The sequence below is a fragment of the Bradyrhizobium altum genome (assembly GCF_020889705.1).
Classification (GTDB): Bacteria; Pseudomonadota; Alphaproteobacteria; order Rhizobiales; family Xanthobacteraceae; genus Bradyrhizobium; species Bradyrhizobium altum.
Map to the genome: position 1 here is coordinate 39405 of NZ_JACMYP010000024.1, position 15529 is coordinate 54933.

Consider the following 15529-nt stretch of genomic DNA (forward strand, 5'->3'; position numbering starts at 1 on the left):
CATGTCCGACCTCGCGCTCTCCTCCCCGACTGCTGCGCCTCGCGCAGTAGCCGCAGCAGTCGACCCCAACCGCGCCAGCATGGCCGTCTGGATTTCCATCGTCGCCGCGATGATCGGCGCCTTCATGGCGATCCTCAACATCCAGATCACCAACGCCTCGCTGCTCAACATCGAGGGCGGCATCGGCACCGGCGTCGACAACGGCTCCTGGATCTCGACGTCCTATCTGATCGGCGAGATCGTGGTCATTCCGCTGACCGACTTTCTCAGCCGGGTGTTCTCGTTCCGCAAGATCATCATTGGCTTTGCCACGCTGTTTGCGATCTTCTCGGTCGCCTGTGCCTTCACCCACGATTTGCCGTCGATGATCGCGATGCGCGGCCTGCAGGGCTTCTTCGGCGGCGTGCTGATCCCGATGGCCTTCACGCTTGTCTTCACCAAGCTGCCGAAGGTGCAGCAGCCGATCGGCCTTGCGATGTTCGCGCTCGCCGTGACCTTTGCGCCGGCGATCGGCCCGACCATCGGCGGCTACCTGACCGAGAATTACGGCTGGCAGACCATCTTCTTCGTCAACGTGATTCCGACCGCGGTGATGGTCATCACCCTTTCTTTCACCCTGGAACGCCAGCCGATGCAGCTGCATCTGCTGCGCGAGGGCGACTGGCTCGGCATCATCACGATGGCAATCGGCCTCGCGTCGCTGCAGGCCGTGCTCGAGGAAGGCAACAAGGACGACTGGTTCGGCTCGCCCTTCATCGTCAAGCTTGCGGTGATCGCCGCCGTCAGCCTGACCCTGTTCGTCTGGATCGAGCTCGTGGTCGAGAAACCGCTGCTCCGGCTGAGGCTCTTGACTCAGCGCAGCTTCGGCTTCGGCACTATCTCGGCGGTGTTCGTCGGGTTCGCGCTGTTCGGCTCGGTTTACCTGCTGCCCGCCTATCTCGGCCAGGTGCAGCGCTATAATGCCGAGCAGATCGGCCAGGTGCTGGCCTGGACCGGCCTGCCGCAGCTGATCCTGATCCCGCTGGTGCCGAAGCTGATGCAGCGCTTCGATCCGCGCTTCATCGCCTTCACCGGCATGATCCTGTTCGCGGTCTCCTCCTTCATGAACATCCAGATGTCCCTCGACTATTCCGGCGACCAGTTCTTCTATCCGAACATCGTTCGCGCGGTCGGGCAGGCGATTACGCTGGCACCGTTGTCCGCCATCAGCCTCGGCAGCGTTGCGCCGCAGGATGCACCTGCCGCCTCCGGCATCTCCAACATGATGCGCAACCTCGGCGGCGCGATCGGCACCGCGCTGCTCAGCACCATCGTCACCAAGCGTGAGCAGTTCCACTCCAACATCATCGGCCAATCCGTGCATCTGGGCCGCGAGGAGGTGCGCACGCGGATCGCCGAGGTCACCAACTACTTCCTGAGCCACGGCATCTCGGACCCCGCGACCGCACACAGCCAGGCAATCGTGGCGATCGGCAATATTGTGAAGCGCCAGGCGCTGGTGCTCGGCTTCAGCGACGCTTTCGCGGTGATCGGCGTCGTGCTGGTGCTTGCCGCGATCGCGATCGTGCTGACCGGCAAGCCGAAGAACACCGCCGGCGGTGGCGCGGCGCATTGATCTCTCGTTGATCTCCGGGGCGACGGCCGGCGGCCGTCGTCCCCTCTCAGCTCGCCTCGCGCAGCTTGAAGCGCTGGATCTTCCCGGTCTGGGTCTTCGGCAGCGCTTCGACAAAGGAGATCGCGCGGGGATATTTGTACGGTGCGATCGTCGCCTTGACGTGATCCTGCAACGCCTTGACCTCGACATCGTCGCTGCGCGCGCCTTGCTTCAGCACGATGAAGGCCGAGACGATCTGTCCCCGCTCCTCGTCAGGCGCGCCGATCACGGCACACTCCGCGACATCGGGATGGCCGAGCAGCGCGGCCTCGACCTCGGGACCGGCGATGTTGTAGCCGGCCGAGATAATCATGTCGTCGGCGCGCGCCACGAATGACAGCCGGCCGTTTTCGTCGCTGACGAAGGCATCGCCAGTGATGTTCCAGCCATCGCGGACATACTTGGTCTGCCTGGAGTCGGCGAGATAACGGCAGCCGGTCGGGCCGCGCACCGCCAGCTTGCCGACCTGGCCCGGCGGCAGCTCGTTCATGTCGTCGTCGACGATCCTGGCCTGGTAGCCCGCAACGGGCGTGCCCGTGGTGCCGGCGACGGCGCTGCCGGCGCGGTTGGTGATGAAGATGTGCAGCAGCTCGGTGCTGCCGATGCCGTCGAGGATCGGCTTGCCGGTCTTCTTCGTCCAGCTCTCGAACACCGGCGCCGGCAGCGTCTCGCCGGCCGAGACCGCGAGCCGCAACGACGACAGATCGGCACCCTTGTCCATCGCGGCCATCATCGCCCGATAAGCCGTCGGCGCGGTGAAGCAGATCGTCGCCTTGTAGGTCTCGATGATCCGGATCATCTCGCTCGGCGCCGCGTTCTCCAGCAGCGTCGCGGTGGCGCCATAGCGCAGCGGGAAGATTGCGAGCCCGCCGAGGCCAAACGTAAACGCGAGCGGCGGCGAGCCGACGAACACGTCGTCCGGCGTCACCTTGAGCACTTCCCTGGCATAGCCGTCCGCCACGATCAGGAGATCGCGGTGGAAATGCATCGTCGCCTTGGGTTCGCCGGTCGTGCCCGACGTGAAGCCGAGCAGCGCGACGTCGTCGCGGCCGGTCTTCACCGCATCGAACTTGACCGGCTTGTTCAGCGCGATCCGGTCGAGCTCGGCATCGTGGTTTTGCGTGCCGTCGAAATTGACGACCTGCTTGAGGAATTTGCTGGTCTTGGCGCAGGCCACCAGCTCGTCCGCGATGCGGCTGTCGGTCAGCGCCAGCGCAATCTCGGCCTTGTCGACGATCTTTGCCAGTTCGCCGGCGCGCAGCATCGGCATCGTGTTGACGACGACAGCACCGGCCTTGGTCGCCGCGAGCCAGGCCGCGACCAGCGCCGGGTTATTGCCCGAGCGGATCAGGACGCGATTGCCGGGCTTGACGCCGTAATTCTCCACCAGCGCATGCGCCAGGCGGTTCGACCAATCGGTCAACTCCTTGTAGGTGCGCTGGCGTCCATTGCCGATCAGCGCGATGCGATCGCCCATGCCCTGCTCGACGATGCGGTCGGTCAGTTCGACCGCGGCGTTGAGATAGTCGGGATAGCTGAATTCGGGCCGGTCGAGCAGCAGCTGCGGCCATTGCGCTGATGGCGGCAGGTTGCGCCGCGCGAAATCGTCGACATGCCCGGATGGGCCGAGCCCGGGAAATTCACCTGACATTCGATTGCCCCTCGCTTTCCATCCAGAAAGGCCAAGACCAACATCAAGATCAACATCGAGAAGACCAGTATCGAGGACGCCCGGCAGCGTTCCAATCACCAATCATTTTATACTTAAAATAATTTGGCGCAAGGGTGGAAATCGCGCGGTCCTGCAAACCTCAGATCTGCGTAAGCTGCTTCAGCCGCGCGACCATCGCCGAGTCCGGGTCGGCGAGCGGTGCGATGGCGGTGAAATGATTGGCATTGGGCACGGTGCCGAACCGCGTTGCCACGCCCGCTTTGCCCCAGACATCAGCGATGGTCTGGCTCTGCCGGTGATATTCGGCGCTCTCGTCGCCGCCGACCACCGCATCGAGCGTCGCGCCTGCGGGCGCTTTCCAGAGCAGCGGGCTCGCCGCCCGTGCTGCGTCGCGGTCAAGGCCAAGCGCCTTGTTGATGGAGGTGCCGACCAGCGGCTCGAGCTCGAACAGGCCGGAGATCGCGTAAGCAGCCCTGACCAGATCCTTCGGCAGCGACGCATCGTAGGCCTGCCAATCGGTCGCAAGCATGCACGCGGCAAGATGCCCGCCCGCGGAATGCCCCGACACGACCAGCGACCGGCCGAGCTTCGCCAGTTCGCGTGACGCCGCGCGCATCTCGCCGATGATGTCGGCGACTGTCACATTGGGGCAGAGGTCGTAACTCGGCACCGCGACGCTGACGCCCTGGCCGTTGAGGCCCCGCGCGCAGTGGCTCGATGACGAGCCGTCGAGCGCCTGCCAGTAGCCACCGTGAATGAAGACCACGAGCGGTCCGTCGCGATCGCCCTCAAAGAGATCGATGACGTTGCGGCTTCCAGGTCCATAGGTCAGTCGCCGCGGCGGGTGCTGCTCGCGATAGGCCGCGGAGTCCCTCGCCCAGCCGGCCATCAGCGCCGGGTTTTCCGGCACCCGCGCCCGGTTGTTGTATTCGACCTCGTAATCGACCTCGCTCACGGCTTAAGCGGTCCTCGCCTTGGCGGAGCGCTGGGCCGAACCCTTGGCCTTGGCGAGCAGCCGCATCAGCTCGCGGATATCCTTCGGCGACAGGTCGCCGAAGATATCGGCGATCCATTTCTCGTGCTCGGCCGCCATCTTGCGGAACTCGGCGCGGCCGAGCTTGGTCAGCCGGATGAACTGCACGCGGCGGTCCGTCTCCGAGGTGCGGCGATCGAGATGGCCGGACTCGACCAGGCGCTCGACCAGCCCGGTGACGTTGCCGTTTGACACCATCATCCGCTTCGACAGGTCCGACAGCGTCATGCCGTCGGACACCTTGTCGAGCTGGGCCATCAGGTCGAAGCGCGGCAGCGTGACATCGAACTTCTCACGCAGCCGGCTGCGCACCTCGCCTTCGATCAGCGTGGTGCAGGTCAAGAGACGCAGCCACAGCCTGAGCTCGGTGCCGTGATCGTCGGGCAGTTCGACGGCTTTGGTTTCGGAATCGAGGATCATGCGGCGATCGTGCCTCCGCGGCAGGTTTCGGTCGGACCGATTGCTTTCAGCTTCAAGCAATTCGCGGCGTCCCGCAAGGACAATTGCGAATCCAGCCCGACATGCCCGGCCGATCCTGCAATTTCTTTAAACTTCAAGCAATTGGCGCGACGCTTGCATGTGCAACACCTGCATGGAGCGCGGCGGTCGCCCTGACGCAATGCCACATCGCTTGCAGCGGTCGCGCGCGTCAGACTAAGCTGAGGCCAATTGCGTTGAGGCAAAGGCAGCAAGCCGGTGGTTGGGGGAGAGACATGAAGCAATTGACGAAGCTGATGGGGTTGGCGGCGCTGGTGGGTATCGCGGTGACCCCGGCTATCGCGCAGGAGAAGATCAAGATCGGCGTGCTGGTGACGACCTCGGGACCAGCCGCAGCGCTTGGCCAGCAGGTTCGCGACGGCTTTGCGCTCGCGATCAAGGACCTCGGCGGCAAGATGGCCGGCCGCGATGTCGAGATCGTCAACGCCGACGATGAGCTCAAGCCCGACAGTGCGGTGGTCAAGGTGCGCGGCCTGCTCGAGCGCGACAAAGTCGATTTCGTGGTCGGTCCGATCTTCTCCAACATCCTGCAGGCGATCCACCGCCCGGTCACCGAGAGCAAGACCTTCCTGATCAGCCCGAATGCGGGCCCCTCCAGCTACGCCGGCAAGGAGTGCAACCCGTTCTTCTACGTGACGTCGTACCAGAACGATCAGGTGCACGAGGTCCTCGGCAAGGTGGCGCAGGACCGCGGCTACAAGCGCGTCTATTTGCTGGTGCCGAACTATCAGGCCGGCCGCGACTCCGTCGCCGGCTTCAAGCTCGACTACAAGGGCGAGATCGTCGAGGAATCCTACACGCCGATGAACACGCTGGATTTCCAGCCCGAGCTTTCCAAGATCGCCTCGCTGAAGCCGGACGCGCTGTTCACCTTCATGCCGGGCGGCATGGGCGTCAATCTCGTGAAACAGTACAAGCAGGCCGGCGCGACCGTGCCGGTGCTCTCCGCCTTTACCGTCGACGAATCCACCCTGCCCGCGCAGCAGGACGCTGCGGTCGGCATGTTCGGCGGCGCGAACTGGGCGCCGAACCTTGACAATCCGCAGAGCAAGAAGTTCGTCGCAGCCTATGAAACGGCCTACAACGGCGTGCCCGGCACCTATGCCATGCAGGCCTATGACGCGGCACTGCTGATCGACAGCGCAGTCAAGGCCGTGAAGGGCGATCTCTCCAACAAGGACGCGGTCGCGGCGGCGCTGAGGAAGGCCGATTTCACCTCGCTGCGCGGTAACTTCAAGTTCAACAACAATGGCTATCCGATCCAGGATTTCTACCTCACCAAGGTCGCGAAGCGGCCTGACGGCAAATTCCAGACCGAGATCGTCGAAAAGGTGTTTTCGAATTATGGCGACCGCTACGCCAAGGACTGCGCGGCCAAGTAGCTCACAGGAGGAAGTACAAACATGAAAGACGAGATCGCCGGCATCACCCGCGCCAATGAGGGCATCCAGGGCATTTCCTGGAGCATCCTCGGCCAGACCTATGTGCCGAAGAGCCGCACCGAACATTCCTTCTCCTGGCACGCCACCTTCCCGCCGGGCACCTTCGTCCCGCCGCATATCCATCCCGACCAGGACGAATACCTCTACATCCTCGAGGGCAAGCTCGACTTCATGCTCGACGGCGCCGATGAATCGGCAACGCCCGGCGATCTGGTACGCCTGCCGGCGGGCAAGCCCCACGGCATCTTCAACAAGTCGCAGCAGCCGGCCAAGACGCTGTTCTGGGTGTCGCCGACCCGCAGGCTCTACGACCTGTTCTGGGCGATCCACAACATGAAGGAGCAGAACCCGGACGACGTGGTACGGCTCGCCGCCGAGCACAACATCCACTTCCTGCCGCCGCCTCCGGCGTAGCATCGGCGCCGGTTGCTCTCCCCCGTCATCCTGAGGAGCGCGTAGCGCGTCTCGAAGGATGCACGGCCCCACTGGTGGCCGTCGACCCTTCGAGACGGCCGCGTTGCGGCCTCCTCAGGGTGACGGATCGAGTGTTGCGCGCTGCGTCACCATGAGGGGCTGCAGCCTCGGGACTGGTGCGCTCTCCTCCCGGAGTCCTTCTTACTGCCGCGCCACCACGCGCGCGGCGAAGCCGGCCTTCGCGGCATAGCCGCGCACGATCGCCTCGCGCGCTTCGTAATTGAGAATGGTGTCGACGTCGGTAAAACCCTGCGGCGCGAGCTGCTCGACGGCGTCGATCACGCCCTCGGGGCCGCCGCGGCGGTTGGAGGCGACGATGTCCGCGGTCATCGGCAGCCGCTGCCGTTCATAGGCCGCCAGCGCCTGTCGCGGATGTTCTGATCGCGCCAGCATGTCGGCCAGACACCTCGCATCGAGAATAGCCTGCGACGCGCCATTCGAACCGACCGGATACATCGGATGCGCGGCGTCGCCGAGCAGCGTGACGCGGCCGCTCGACCAGTATGGCAGCGGATCGCGGTCGCAGCACGGATACTCCCAGAACTCCGGCGTCGCGTTGATCAGGCCGGCGAAGTCGACCTGCGGAATCGTGAAGCTGGTGACATAGGGCATCATCTCGTCGCGCCGGCCGAGATTGGACCAGCCCTCGCGGCGCGGCGGCGGCGACGAGCCGTCGCCGATCCGCACCAGCACCGCCCAATTGGTGAGGCGGCTCGCCGGGCTCGATCCCGGGGCGATCGGATAGATCACGGCCTTGGCGTTCAACCCACCGGCGATGATCATCGAACGGCCGGTCAGAAAGGCCGGCCAGTCGGTCGCGCCGCGCCACAGCATCAGCCCGTTCCAGCAGGGACCGCCCTCGTCCGGAAACAGCGTCTGCCGCACCTTTGAGTGGATACCATCGGCGCCGATCAGGATGTCGCCGCGCGCGGTGTGCGCATGGCTGCCAGCACGATCGAAGAAATAGGCGAACACACCGCCCTCATCCTGCGTGAACGAGCCGAGCCGGCAGCCAGTGCGGATCGCATCCGCGCCAAGCCGATCGATCACCGCCTGATGGATCACGCCTTGCAGGCGGCCGCGATGAACAGAGAATTGCGGCACGTCGTGGCCGGCATCGAGCCCACGCTTCTCGTGCCAAACCTGCTGGCCATGCCGTGTCAGATAGAACAGCTCAAAGGTGCGGATCGCGACCTCGTCGAGCTTGTCGAGCAGACCAAGCCCCGCCAGCTCGCGGATCGCATGCGGCAGCGTGTTGATGCCGACGCCGAGCTCGCGGATCGTCTCGGACTGCTCGTACAACTCGCAACTGATGCCGCGCGAGCGCAGCATCAGCGCAGTGGTGAGGCCTCCGATTCCGCCTCCGACGATAATCGCCTTCATCGTCCCTTACTCCACTCACAACAGGACGTCTTACACTTTCGCGTAGGATCGCACGGCCCCGCGCCCGGCCGCAAGCGGCTTGGTCGCCCAGGAGTTGGACCGGCCTGCGATGATTGGGCTTAGCCTTAACATTGGCTCAGCATACTCCGATCCATTTCCGTCACCCTGAGGAGCCGCGAAGCGGCGTCTCGAAGGGTCGACGGCCACCAGCCGGGCCGTTCACCCTTCGAGGCTCGCTGTGCGAGCACCTCAGGGTGACGGGTCTGACAGTGCATTCCGATCAATCCGGCACCACGGCGATGGCCTGGATTTCCACCTTGGCGCGATCCTCGATCAGGCCCGCAACCTGGATCGCGGTCATCGCCGGAAAGCGCCGGCCGATCACGTCGCGATAGACCGCGCCGATCTCCTTCAGCCGCGAGGAATATTCCTTGCGGTCGAGCAGGTACCAGGTCATCGACACGATGTGCTCGGGCCGGGCCCCGCCGGCGGCGGCGACCGCGACGATGTTGCGCAGGGTCTGGCCGATCTGCGCCACGAGGTCATCGCTCTCGAACACGCATTGCCCGTTCCAGCCGATCTGGCCGGCGATGAAAATCTGTTTGCCGCGCGCGGCCATGCCGTTGGCGTAGCCGATCGGCTTCGGCCATCCGTCCGGTTGCAGGATTTCGATCATCTCAATTGCCCTCGAAGGCGGGTTTCTGCTTGGCGGCGAAGGCCTCGAAAGCGCGGCGGAAATCGCCCGTCACCATGCAGATCGCCTGCGCCTGCGCTTCGGACTCGATCATCTCGTCGACGCCCATCGCCCATTCCTGATTGAACATCGTCTTCGTCACGCCATGTGCGAACCACGGTCCATCCGCAAGCGAGCGCGCCAGCTCCTGCGCGGCGGCGGCGAGCTCCGCCGGCGGCACCAGGCGGTTGTGAAAGCCCCACGCAAAGCCTTCGTCGGCACTCATCGCGCGGCCGGTGTAGAGCAGATCGGCGGCATGGCCCTGCCCGATCACGCGCGGCAGCAATCCGCACGCTCCCATGTCGGCGCCGGCAAGGCCGACGCGGGTGAACAGGAACGCGGTCTTGGCCTGCGGCGTCGCGAGCCGCAGGTCGGACGCCAGCGCCAGCATCGCGCCGGCCCCAGCGCAGATGCCGTCGATCGCGGCGACGATGATCTGCGGGCATTTGCGCATCGCGCGCACCACCTCACCGGTCATCCGGGTGAAGGCGAGCAGGTCCGGCATCGCCATCCGCGTCAACGGCTCGATGATCTCGAACACGTCGCCGCCGGAGCAGAAATTGCCGTCGGCGCCGGTCAGCACGATGGTGCGAACGTCAGAAGCATATTTGAGGTTGGTGAAGAGGTCGCGCAGCTCCTCGTAGGACTCGAAGGTCAGCGCGTTCTTCTTGTCCGGCCGGTTCAGCGTGATCGTCGCGACGCGCCCGCTCGCATCCGTCGACCAGCGGAAGTGCTTTGCGGGATAATCCCTGAACGGACGGAGCTTTGCTTCCATCTCGGACATGATGTGTTCCTTCACCCGGTAAAGACTTCGCCGCCGGCGACCGCGACGGCTTGTCCATTGATTGACGATGCACCTTCAGATGCGAGCCAGAGGATGCTGTCGGCGACCTCCTCCGGCGTGACCAGCCGCTGCATTGGATTGACCTTGGCGAGCGAAGCCCGCGCCTCCTGCTCGCTGCGCCCGGTCTTGGCGACGATGTTGGCGGCCGCATCCGCCACCAGCGGCGTATCGGTATAGCCGGGACAGACCGCATTCATGGTGACGCCGCGCCGCGCGTACTCCAGCGCCAGCGAACGCGTCAGGCCGACGACGCCGTGCTTTGCGGCGACATAGGCGGAGACATAGGCGTAGCCGGTGAGGGCCGCCGTCGAGGCCACGTTGATCACGCGCCCGCGGCCGCGCTGCGCCATCCCCGGCAGCACCGCATGCGTCACCAGGAACACGCTGGAGAGATTGCTTGCCAGCATGTCCGCCCACAGCGCCACGCTCGTCTTGTCGAACGGCGCGCTCGCGGCCTTGCCGGCATTGTTGACGAGAATATCGATCGGGCCGGCCTCGGCCTCGATCTGCGCGACCCCGTTAGTCACCGCAGCCTCATCCGTCACATCGATCGCGACAACAGAACCCGTGTTCTTGCCGAGCAACGAAGCCGTCGCCTTCAGCGCATCGATCCGGCGTCCGGCGATGCTGACGCGCACGCCGGCCTTTGCGAGTGCGATCGCCGTGGCCGCGCCGATGCCGGAACCGGCACCGGTGACGAGCGCATGTGCGTTGGGCCAGAAGCGTGTCATGCCTTCACTCCTGCGGCTGCGCGATCGAGATTGGCCTCGTACTGCGACTTGCCCGACAGATACTGCTTCGGCCATGCGACCTGCTTGATGCCGATCTTCGCAGCCTCATGCAGCGTCCAGGCCGGATCGGCGAGATGCGGCCGCGCGATGGCACAGAGATCGGCGCGGCCGGCGGCGATGATCGAGTTGGCGTGGTCCGCCTCCGAGATCGCGCCGACCGCGATGGTGGCGATGCCGACCTCGTTGCGGATCTTGTCGGCGAACGGCGTCTGGTAAAGCCGGCCATAGATCGGATGGTCGTCGGCCCAGACCTGGCCCGAGGAGCAATCGATCAGGTCGGCACCGGCCTCCTTGAACAGTTTTGCGAAGGCCAGCGCATCCTCGGGCGTGTTGCCGCCCTCGGCCCAGTCGTGACAGGACAGGCGGACCGACATCGGCTTGTCCTCCGGCCACACCGCGCGAACGGCGCGGAACACCTCCAGCGGATAACGCGCGCGGTTCTCGATCGATCCGCCATAGTCATCGGTGCGGCGGTTGGTCAGCGGCGAGAGGAAGCTCGACAGCAGATAGCCGTGGGCGCAGTGCAGCTCCAGAATATCGAAGCCGGCGCTAGCGGCGCGTCTGGCGGCGGCAACGAACTGGTCGCGCACCTCGTCCATCTCAGCCCGGCTCATCGGCTCCGGGATCTGGCCGTCGGGCAGATAAGGCACCGGTGAGGCCGACACCAGCGGCCAGTTATGGTCCGGCAGCGGTTCGTCCATGCCTTCCCACGCGACCCGCGTCGAGCCCTTGCGGCCGGCATGGCCGAGCTGGATGCCGATCCGGGCTTGCGAATTGCGATGCACGAACTCGACGATCCGCTTGTAAGCCGCCGCCTGCGCGTCATTCCACAGGCCGCAGCAGCCGGGCGTGATCCGCGCCTCCGGCGAGACGCAGGTCATCTCGGTGAACAACAGGCCGGCGCCGCCGAGCGCGCGGGAGCCGAAATGCACCAGATGGAAATCGTTCGGCACACCCTCCTCGGCCGAATACATCGCCATCGGCGAGACGATGATCCGGTTGTGCAGCGACAGGCCGCGGATCTGGAACGGCGTCAGCATCGGCGGCGTGACGCGCTCGTTGGTGGCAGGCACGCCGCTGCGCTCGGCAAACCAGCGCTCATAGCCTTCGAGCCATGTCTTGTCGCGCAGCCGCAGATTCTCGTGGCTGATGCGCTGCGAGCGGGTCAGCAGCGAATACATGAACTGCTCCGGCTCGAGCGTATCGGCATAGCGCGAGCCGACCACCTCGAACCATTCCATCGCGTTGCGCGCGGCGTTCTGGATTCGCGCCACGTCCACCCGGCGCAGCTCCTCGTAAGCCGACAGCACGGCCGGAATGCCGTCCTTGGTCGCGCCGTGAGTCTTGAACTGGTTGGTCAGCTCGATCGCATCTTCCAGCGCGAGCTTGGTTCCGGAGCCGATCGCGAAATGCGCGGTGTGGGCGGCATCGCCCATCAGCACGACATGGCTGTTGCCGTTGAACGCGGTCCACTTGCCGCAGATCAGCCGCGGAAACGACAGCCAGGCCGAGCCGCGCAGATGCCGCGCGTTGGAGACCAGATGGTGCCCCTCGAGGATTTCCGCGAAGACGTTCTCGCAGAACGCGATGGATTCTCCCTGATCCATCTTGTCGAGGCCGTGGGCGAGATACGCCTCCTCGGTGGTCTCGACAATGAAGGTCGCCGCGCCCTCCTCGAACTTGTAGATGTGCGACTGGAACCAGCCATGCTCGGTCTTGCGGAAGTCGAAGGTGAAGGCATCGAACGGGCGGTTGGTGCCGAGCCAGATATAGCGGTTCGGCCGCATCAGCATGTCGGGCTGGAAGGTCTCGGCGTATTTGGCGCGGACCTTCGAGTTGACGCCGTCGCACGCCACGATCAGATCAGCGTCTGGGAATTCGAGATCGGAATTGACCTCGCGTTCGAAGATCAATTCGACACCGAGCTCCTCGGCCCGCGCCTGCAGGATGTTGAGCAACCGCTTGCGGCCGATGCCGACGAAGCCGTGCCCGGTGGTGCGCATGCGGCGGCCCTTGATCAGGACCTCGATGTCATCCCAGTGATTGAAGGCCTGCTCGATCGTGTCAGCGGTGACCGGGTCCCATTTGCGCATGTTGTCCATGGTCGCATCGGAGAACACCACGCCGAAGCCGAACGTGTCGTAGGGCCGGTTGCGCTCGACCACGGAGATCTGGTGCGCGGGATCCAGCATCTTCATCAGGATGCCGAAGTAGAGCCCGGCCGGCCCGCCTCCAATGCAAACGATGCGCATGGCGTTCTCCCGTTGGCTTCGGCCGGGGTCGGTTCTCCCGCCAGCCGATACGGCATATTATTTTATACTTAAAATAATTGTCAAGGGTGGTTGTCGCCCACCCACAATCGTCGTCCCTGCGAACGCAGGGACCCATAACCCCAGGCCTTGGTTGTTGAAATGAACTGTGGCCCCAGCGCTGCAAACCAACAGTAATCGGCGGCTATGGGTCCCTGCTCTCGCAGGGACGACACCGAGTCTGTTGCTCGAGCGGTGGCCGACGCGTCTGCATACGCGCGGCGCGATGGCGCCTGCGCGCTTCACTTCTCGTCTCTTCGTGACAGGGCGCCGAGGCCGTCGGGCAATTCGGCGCCGGGACGCGCCCATCTACTCGTCATTCCGGGGCAGCCCGAACGGCTGAGCCAGGAATCCATCAAGCCGCATCATGCGCGGCGCAATGGATTCCGGGCTCTCGCTTCGCGAGCCCCGGAATGACGACGTGGAGAGACCGCGCCGTGCGACCTCAATGTACCGCGGCGTACAGGATCTTGTCCTGCGTCGCGTCGGCCGCGTCGAACTCGGCGACGATGCGGCCGGTGCGAGCGACCAGGATGCGGTCGGAGACGGCGAGGATCTCCGGCAGATAGGACGAGATCACCACCACCGCCTTGCCCTCGTCGGCGAGCCGGCGGATTTCGCCGTGGATATGCGGGATGGTGCCGACGTCGACGCCGCGCGTCGGCTCGTCGAAGAAGATGATCGACGGCTCCTGCACCAGTGTCTTTGCCAGCACCACCTTCTGCTGGTTGCCGCCGGACAGCTCGATGATCTTGGCCTTGCGCTGCAGCGCGCTGATCTTGAGCCGCTCGACCCAGTAATTCGCGAGCTTGCTGCGCCTTGCGCGCGACAGCAGGAAGCTCCAGCCCTTCCGCGTCGCGAGGCTGCCGATATAGACGTTGTCGTCGACCACCATGGTCTCGAAGAAGCCGTTGGCCTTGCGGTCCTCGGTGATGTAGGCGATGCCGTCGTTGATCGCCTGCCGCGGCACGCGGTAGCGGATCGGCTTGCCGCGCAGCCGGATGGTGCCGCCATTGACCAGGTTGCGCTTCAACGCGCCGTAGACGATCTTGGCGATCTCGGTGCGGCCGGAGCCGATCAGGCCGGCGATGCCGACCACCTCGCCGGCATAGACCGAGAACGACATGTTCTTGACCGCCATGCCCATGGTGACGTTCTCGACCGTCAGCACCTTCTCGCGGCGCTGATGGGTCTTCGCTTTGCCGCCGTAGACCGCCTGCGCCACCTCGCGCCCGACCATGTGCTGCACCAGCGCGTCGCGGGTGAGCTGCTTGGCGGGCGCCGTGATCACCAGCTTGCCGTCGCGCAGCACCGTGATGCGGTCGGCAATCTGCAGCGATTCCTCCAGCGCATGGGAGATGTAGATGATCGAGACCCCGCGGGCGCGCAGGTCACGCACCAGGTGGAAGAAGTGGACGATCTCCTCCGGCGTCAGCGATGCGGTCGGCTCGTCGAAGATGATGATGCGCGCCTTGTTGTAGATCGCGCGCGCGATCTCCACCATCTGCTTCTTGGCGGTGCCGAGCAGCGCCACCGGCGTCGCCGGATCGACGTGGAAGTTGAGCGACTGCAGCAGCTGCTGGGCCTGGATGTTCAGCGTGCGGAAGCGCGTCAGCAGTTTTTCATTGCCGAGCTCGATGTTCTGCGCCGCGGTCATGGTCGGCACCAGGCTGGTCTCCTGATAGACCATGCAGATCCCTGCATCGAGCGCGTCGCGCGGCTGCTCGAAATTGGCGGGCTTGCCGTCCAGCAGGTAGTCGCCGGATGTGAGATTGATCGCGCCCGCGATCGCCTTGCACAGCGTCGACTTGCCGGCGCCGTTCTCGCCGACCAGCGCATGCACCTCGCCGGGATAGAGATCGAAATTGACCCCCTCGATGGCGTGGACGCCGCCATAGATTTTCGAGCCGTTGCTGATCTGCAGCACCGGCTCGCGGGTTGCGGACTGGGTCGCGGTCACAGCCTGCGTCACGCCGTCATTCATCGCAGCTCTCCCGTGTAGCGCAGCAGCCGTCCGGCGCCGCGCGCCGCGATCACGACGCCCGAAGGCGTCGCGCAGGCCGCGGTGATGCCGTGGAAGCGGCCGCCGGCGCGGCTGTGCAGGCTGTCGCTGGCCTCGCCGTCGGCATCGAGACGCACCAGCAGGCCATAGGAGCGCGGCGGCGCCCATGGCTTCTGGATACCGAGTGCCTTGACGCTGCCGATCTGCATCGGCTCCAGGCAATCGCTGCCGCCGACCAGCGCCGGCGCCACCCAGTAATCGGGCGGCATCGTCGCCATCATCTCCTCGCGGAAATCGTCTTCCTTGAGCACGAATTCGATCAGATGGGTGCGGCGCGCGAACATGCCGAGCAGCACCCCACCATGGCCGTCCGGATGCAGCCGAGCCGGATAGCCCGGCATGTTGGCAGCGATGGTCTCGCGCGGGCCGAGCCCGTTGCTAGCGAGTGCGAACCGGCTGACGCGATGCGCCCAGCTCTCGGTGAGCCACAGGCTGTTGCCGTCGGCGGAGACCATCACGCCATAGGGATAGGGCAGGTCGCGCAGCAGCACCTGCGGATTGTCGAGACCGGCGCCACAGCTGATCAGGCGGCCGCCGGCGCGCTTCTCCATCAAATCGTGCCGCCACTCACTTGGGCGGCGGCCGGCGCTGCCTTCGACGGCATAGATGCGGCCATCGGGCGCCGCCGTGACCG

At 65.1% G+C, this 15529-nt stretch carries 13 protein-coding genes; 3 read left to right on the top strand and 10 right to left on the bottom strand.

The window, feature by feature from the left end:
• Position 1: 1 nt before the first annotated feature.
• A complete protein-coding gene (locus H8B02_RS09700; protein WP_376711632.1) occupies positions 2-1615 on the top strand; it encodes a DHA2 family efflux MFS transporter permease subunit in 1614 nt (537 codons plus the stop codon).
• Positions 1616-1661: 46 nt separating this feature from the next.
• On the opposite strand, the gene H8B02_RS09705 is transcribed toward H8B02_RS09700, so the two are convergent.
• The 3 genes from H8B02_RS09705 to H8B02_RS09715 all read right to left on the bottom strand — a co-directional run bounded on the left by H8B02_RS09705 (position 1662) and on the right by H8B02_RS09715 (position 4779).
• Positions 1662-3305, bottom strand: coding sequence for a benzoate-CoA ligase family protein (locus tag H8B02_RS09705; RefSeq protein ID WP_229166043.1), 1644 nt, complete (start codon positions 3303-3305; stop codon positions 1662-1664).
• 160 nt (positions 3306-3465) lie between these two features.
• A complete protein-coding gene (locus H8B02_RS09710; RefSeq protein ID WP_229166044.1) occupies positions 3466-4281 on the bottom strand; it encodes an alpha/beta hydrolase in 816 nt (271 codons plus the stop codon).
• A gap of 3 nt (positions 4282-4284) precedes the next feature.
• A complete protein-coding gene (locus tag H8B02_RS09715; RefSeq protein WP_024579672.1) occupies positions 4285-4779 on the bottom strand; it encodes a MarR family winged helix-turn-helix transcriptional regulator in 495 nt (164 codons plus the stop codon).
• 293 nt (positions 4780-5072) lie between these two features.
• Here H8B02_RS09715 and H8B02_RS09720 point away from each other — a divergent pair, with 293 nt between their 5' ends.
• Together H8B02_RS09720 and H8B02_RS09725 are read left to right on the top strand one after the other, a co-directional pair.
• Complete coding sequence (locus H8B02_RS09720) at positions 5073-6239, top strand: ABC transporter substrate-binding protein (RefSeq protein ID WP_229166045.1); 1167 nt, start codon at positions 5073-5075, stop codon at positions 6237-6239.
• Between the two features lie 21 nt (positions 6240-6260).
• Positions 6261-6713 (top strand): cupin domain-containing protein, encoded by a 453-nt coding sequence (locus H8B02_RS09725; RefSeq protein WP_092125312.1) that lies wholly within the window; start codon positions 6261-6263, stop codon positions 6711-6713.
• Between the two features lie 201 nt (positions 6714-6914).
• Here H8B02_RS09725 and H8B02_RS09730 read toward each other — a convergent pair whose 3' ends face one another.
• The 7 genes from H8B02_RS09730 to H8B02_RS09760 form a co-directional block, all read right to left on the bottom strand.
• A complete protein-coding gene (locus tag H8B02_RS09730) occupies positions 6915-8156 on the bottom strand; it encodes a flavin-dependent oxidoreductase (RefSeq protein ID WP_229166046.1) in 1242 nt (413 codons plus the stop codon).
• Positions 8157-8436: 280 nt separating this feature from the next.
• Complete coding sequence (locus tag H8B02_RS09735) at positions 8437-8832, bottom strand: RidA family protein (RefSeq protein ID WP_229166047.1); 396 nt, start codon at positions 8830-8832, stop codon at positions 8437-8439.
• A 1-nt stretch (position 8833) separates the two neighbouring features.
• On the bottom strand, positions 8834-9673 hold the full coding sequence (locus H8B02_RS09740) for an enoyl-CoA hydratase family protein (RefSeq protein WP_229166048.1): 840 nt from the start codon (positions 9671-9673) through the stop codon (positions 8834-8836).
• Between the two features lie 11 nt (positions 9674-9684).
• Positions 9685-10464: an SDR family NAD(P)-dependent oxidoreductase gene (locus tag H8B02_RS09745; RefSeq protein ID WP_229166049.1), complete on the bottom strand. Its 780-nt coding sequence runs from the start codon at positions 10462-10464 to the stop codon at positions 9685-9687.
• Entirely contained in the window at positions 10461-12776 is a 2316-nt protein-coding gene (locus H8B02_RS09750; protein WP_229166051.1) for a bifunctional salicylyl-CoA 5-hydroxylase/oxidoreductase, read from the bottom strand. Before H8B02_RS09750 ends, H8B02_RS09745 begins: the two co-directional genes overlap by 4 nt.
• Before the next feature lie 502 nt (positions 12777-13278).
• Positions 13279-14817 carry a sugar ABC transporter ATP-binding protein gene (locus H8B02_RS09755; RefSeq protein WP_229166052.1) on the bottom strand — a complete coding sequence of 513 codons (1539 nt, stop codon included), beginning with the start codon at positions 14815-14817 and terminating at the stop codon, positions 13279-13281.
• Positions 14814-15529: SMP-30/gluconolactonase/LRE family protein (locus H8B02_RS09760; RefSeq protein ID WP_512699906.1), on the bottom strand; the 716-nt coding region annotated here is incomplete at its 5' end. The genes H8B02_RS09760 and H8B02_RS09755, both read right to left, overlap by 4 nt.

Excerpts from the sequence above, each read along its gene's own strand:
- H8B02_RS09740 (WP_229166048.1), bottom strand. The coding sequence starts at position 9,673 with ATGTCCGAGATGGAAGCAAAGCTCCGTCCGTTCAGGGATTATCCCGCA.
- H8B02_RS09755 (WP_229166052.1), bottom strand. The coding sequence starts at position 14,817 with ATGAATGACGGCGTGACGCAGGCTGTGACCGCGACCCAGTCCGCAACC.
- H8B02_RS09730 (WP_229166046.1), bottom strand. The coding sequence starts at position 8,156 with ATGAAGGCGATTATCGTCGGAGGCGGAATCGGAGGCCTCACCACTGCG.
- H8B02_RS09745 (WP_229166049.1), bottom strand. The coding sequence starts at position 10,464 with ATGACACGCTTCTGGCCCAACGCACATGCGCTCGTCACCGGTGCCGGT.
- H8B02_RS09750 (WP_229166051.1), bottom strand. The coding sequence starts at position 12,776 with ATGCGCATCGTTTGCATTGGAGGCGGGCCGGCCGGGCTCTACTTCGGC.
- H8B02_RS09725 (WP_092125312.1), top strand. The coding sequence starts at position 6,261 with ATGAAAGACGAGATCGCCGGCATCACCCGCGCCAATGAGGGCATCCAG.
- H8B02_RS09715 (WP_024579672.1), bottom strand. The coding sequence starts at position 4,779 with ATGATCCTCGATTCCGAAACCAAAGCCGTCGAACTGCCCGACGATCAC.
- H8B02_RS09720 (WP_229166045.1), top strand. The coding sequence starts at position 5,073 with ATGAAGCAATTGACGAAGCTGATGGGGTTGGCGGCGCTGGTGGGTATC.
- H8B02_RS09705 (WP_229166043.1), bottom strand. The coding sequence starts at position 3,305 with ATGTCAGGTGAATTTCCCGGGCTCGGCCCATCCGGGCATGTCGACGAT.
- H8B02_RS09735 (WP_229166047.1), bottom strand. The coding sequence starts at position 8,832 with ATGATCGAAATCCTGCAACCGGACGGATGGCCGAAGCCGATCGGCTAC.
- H8B02_RS09700 (WP_376711632.1), top strand. The coding sequence starts at position 2 with ATGTCCGACCTCGCGCTCTCCTCCCCGACTGCTGCGCCTCGCGCAGTA.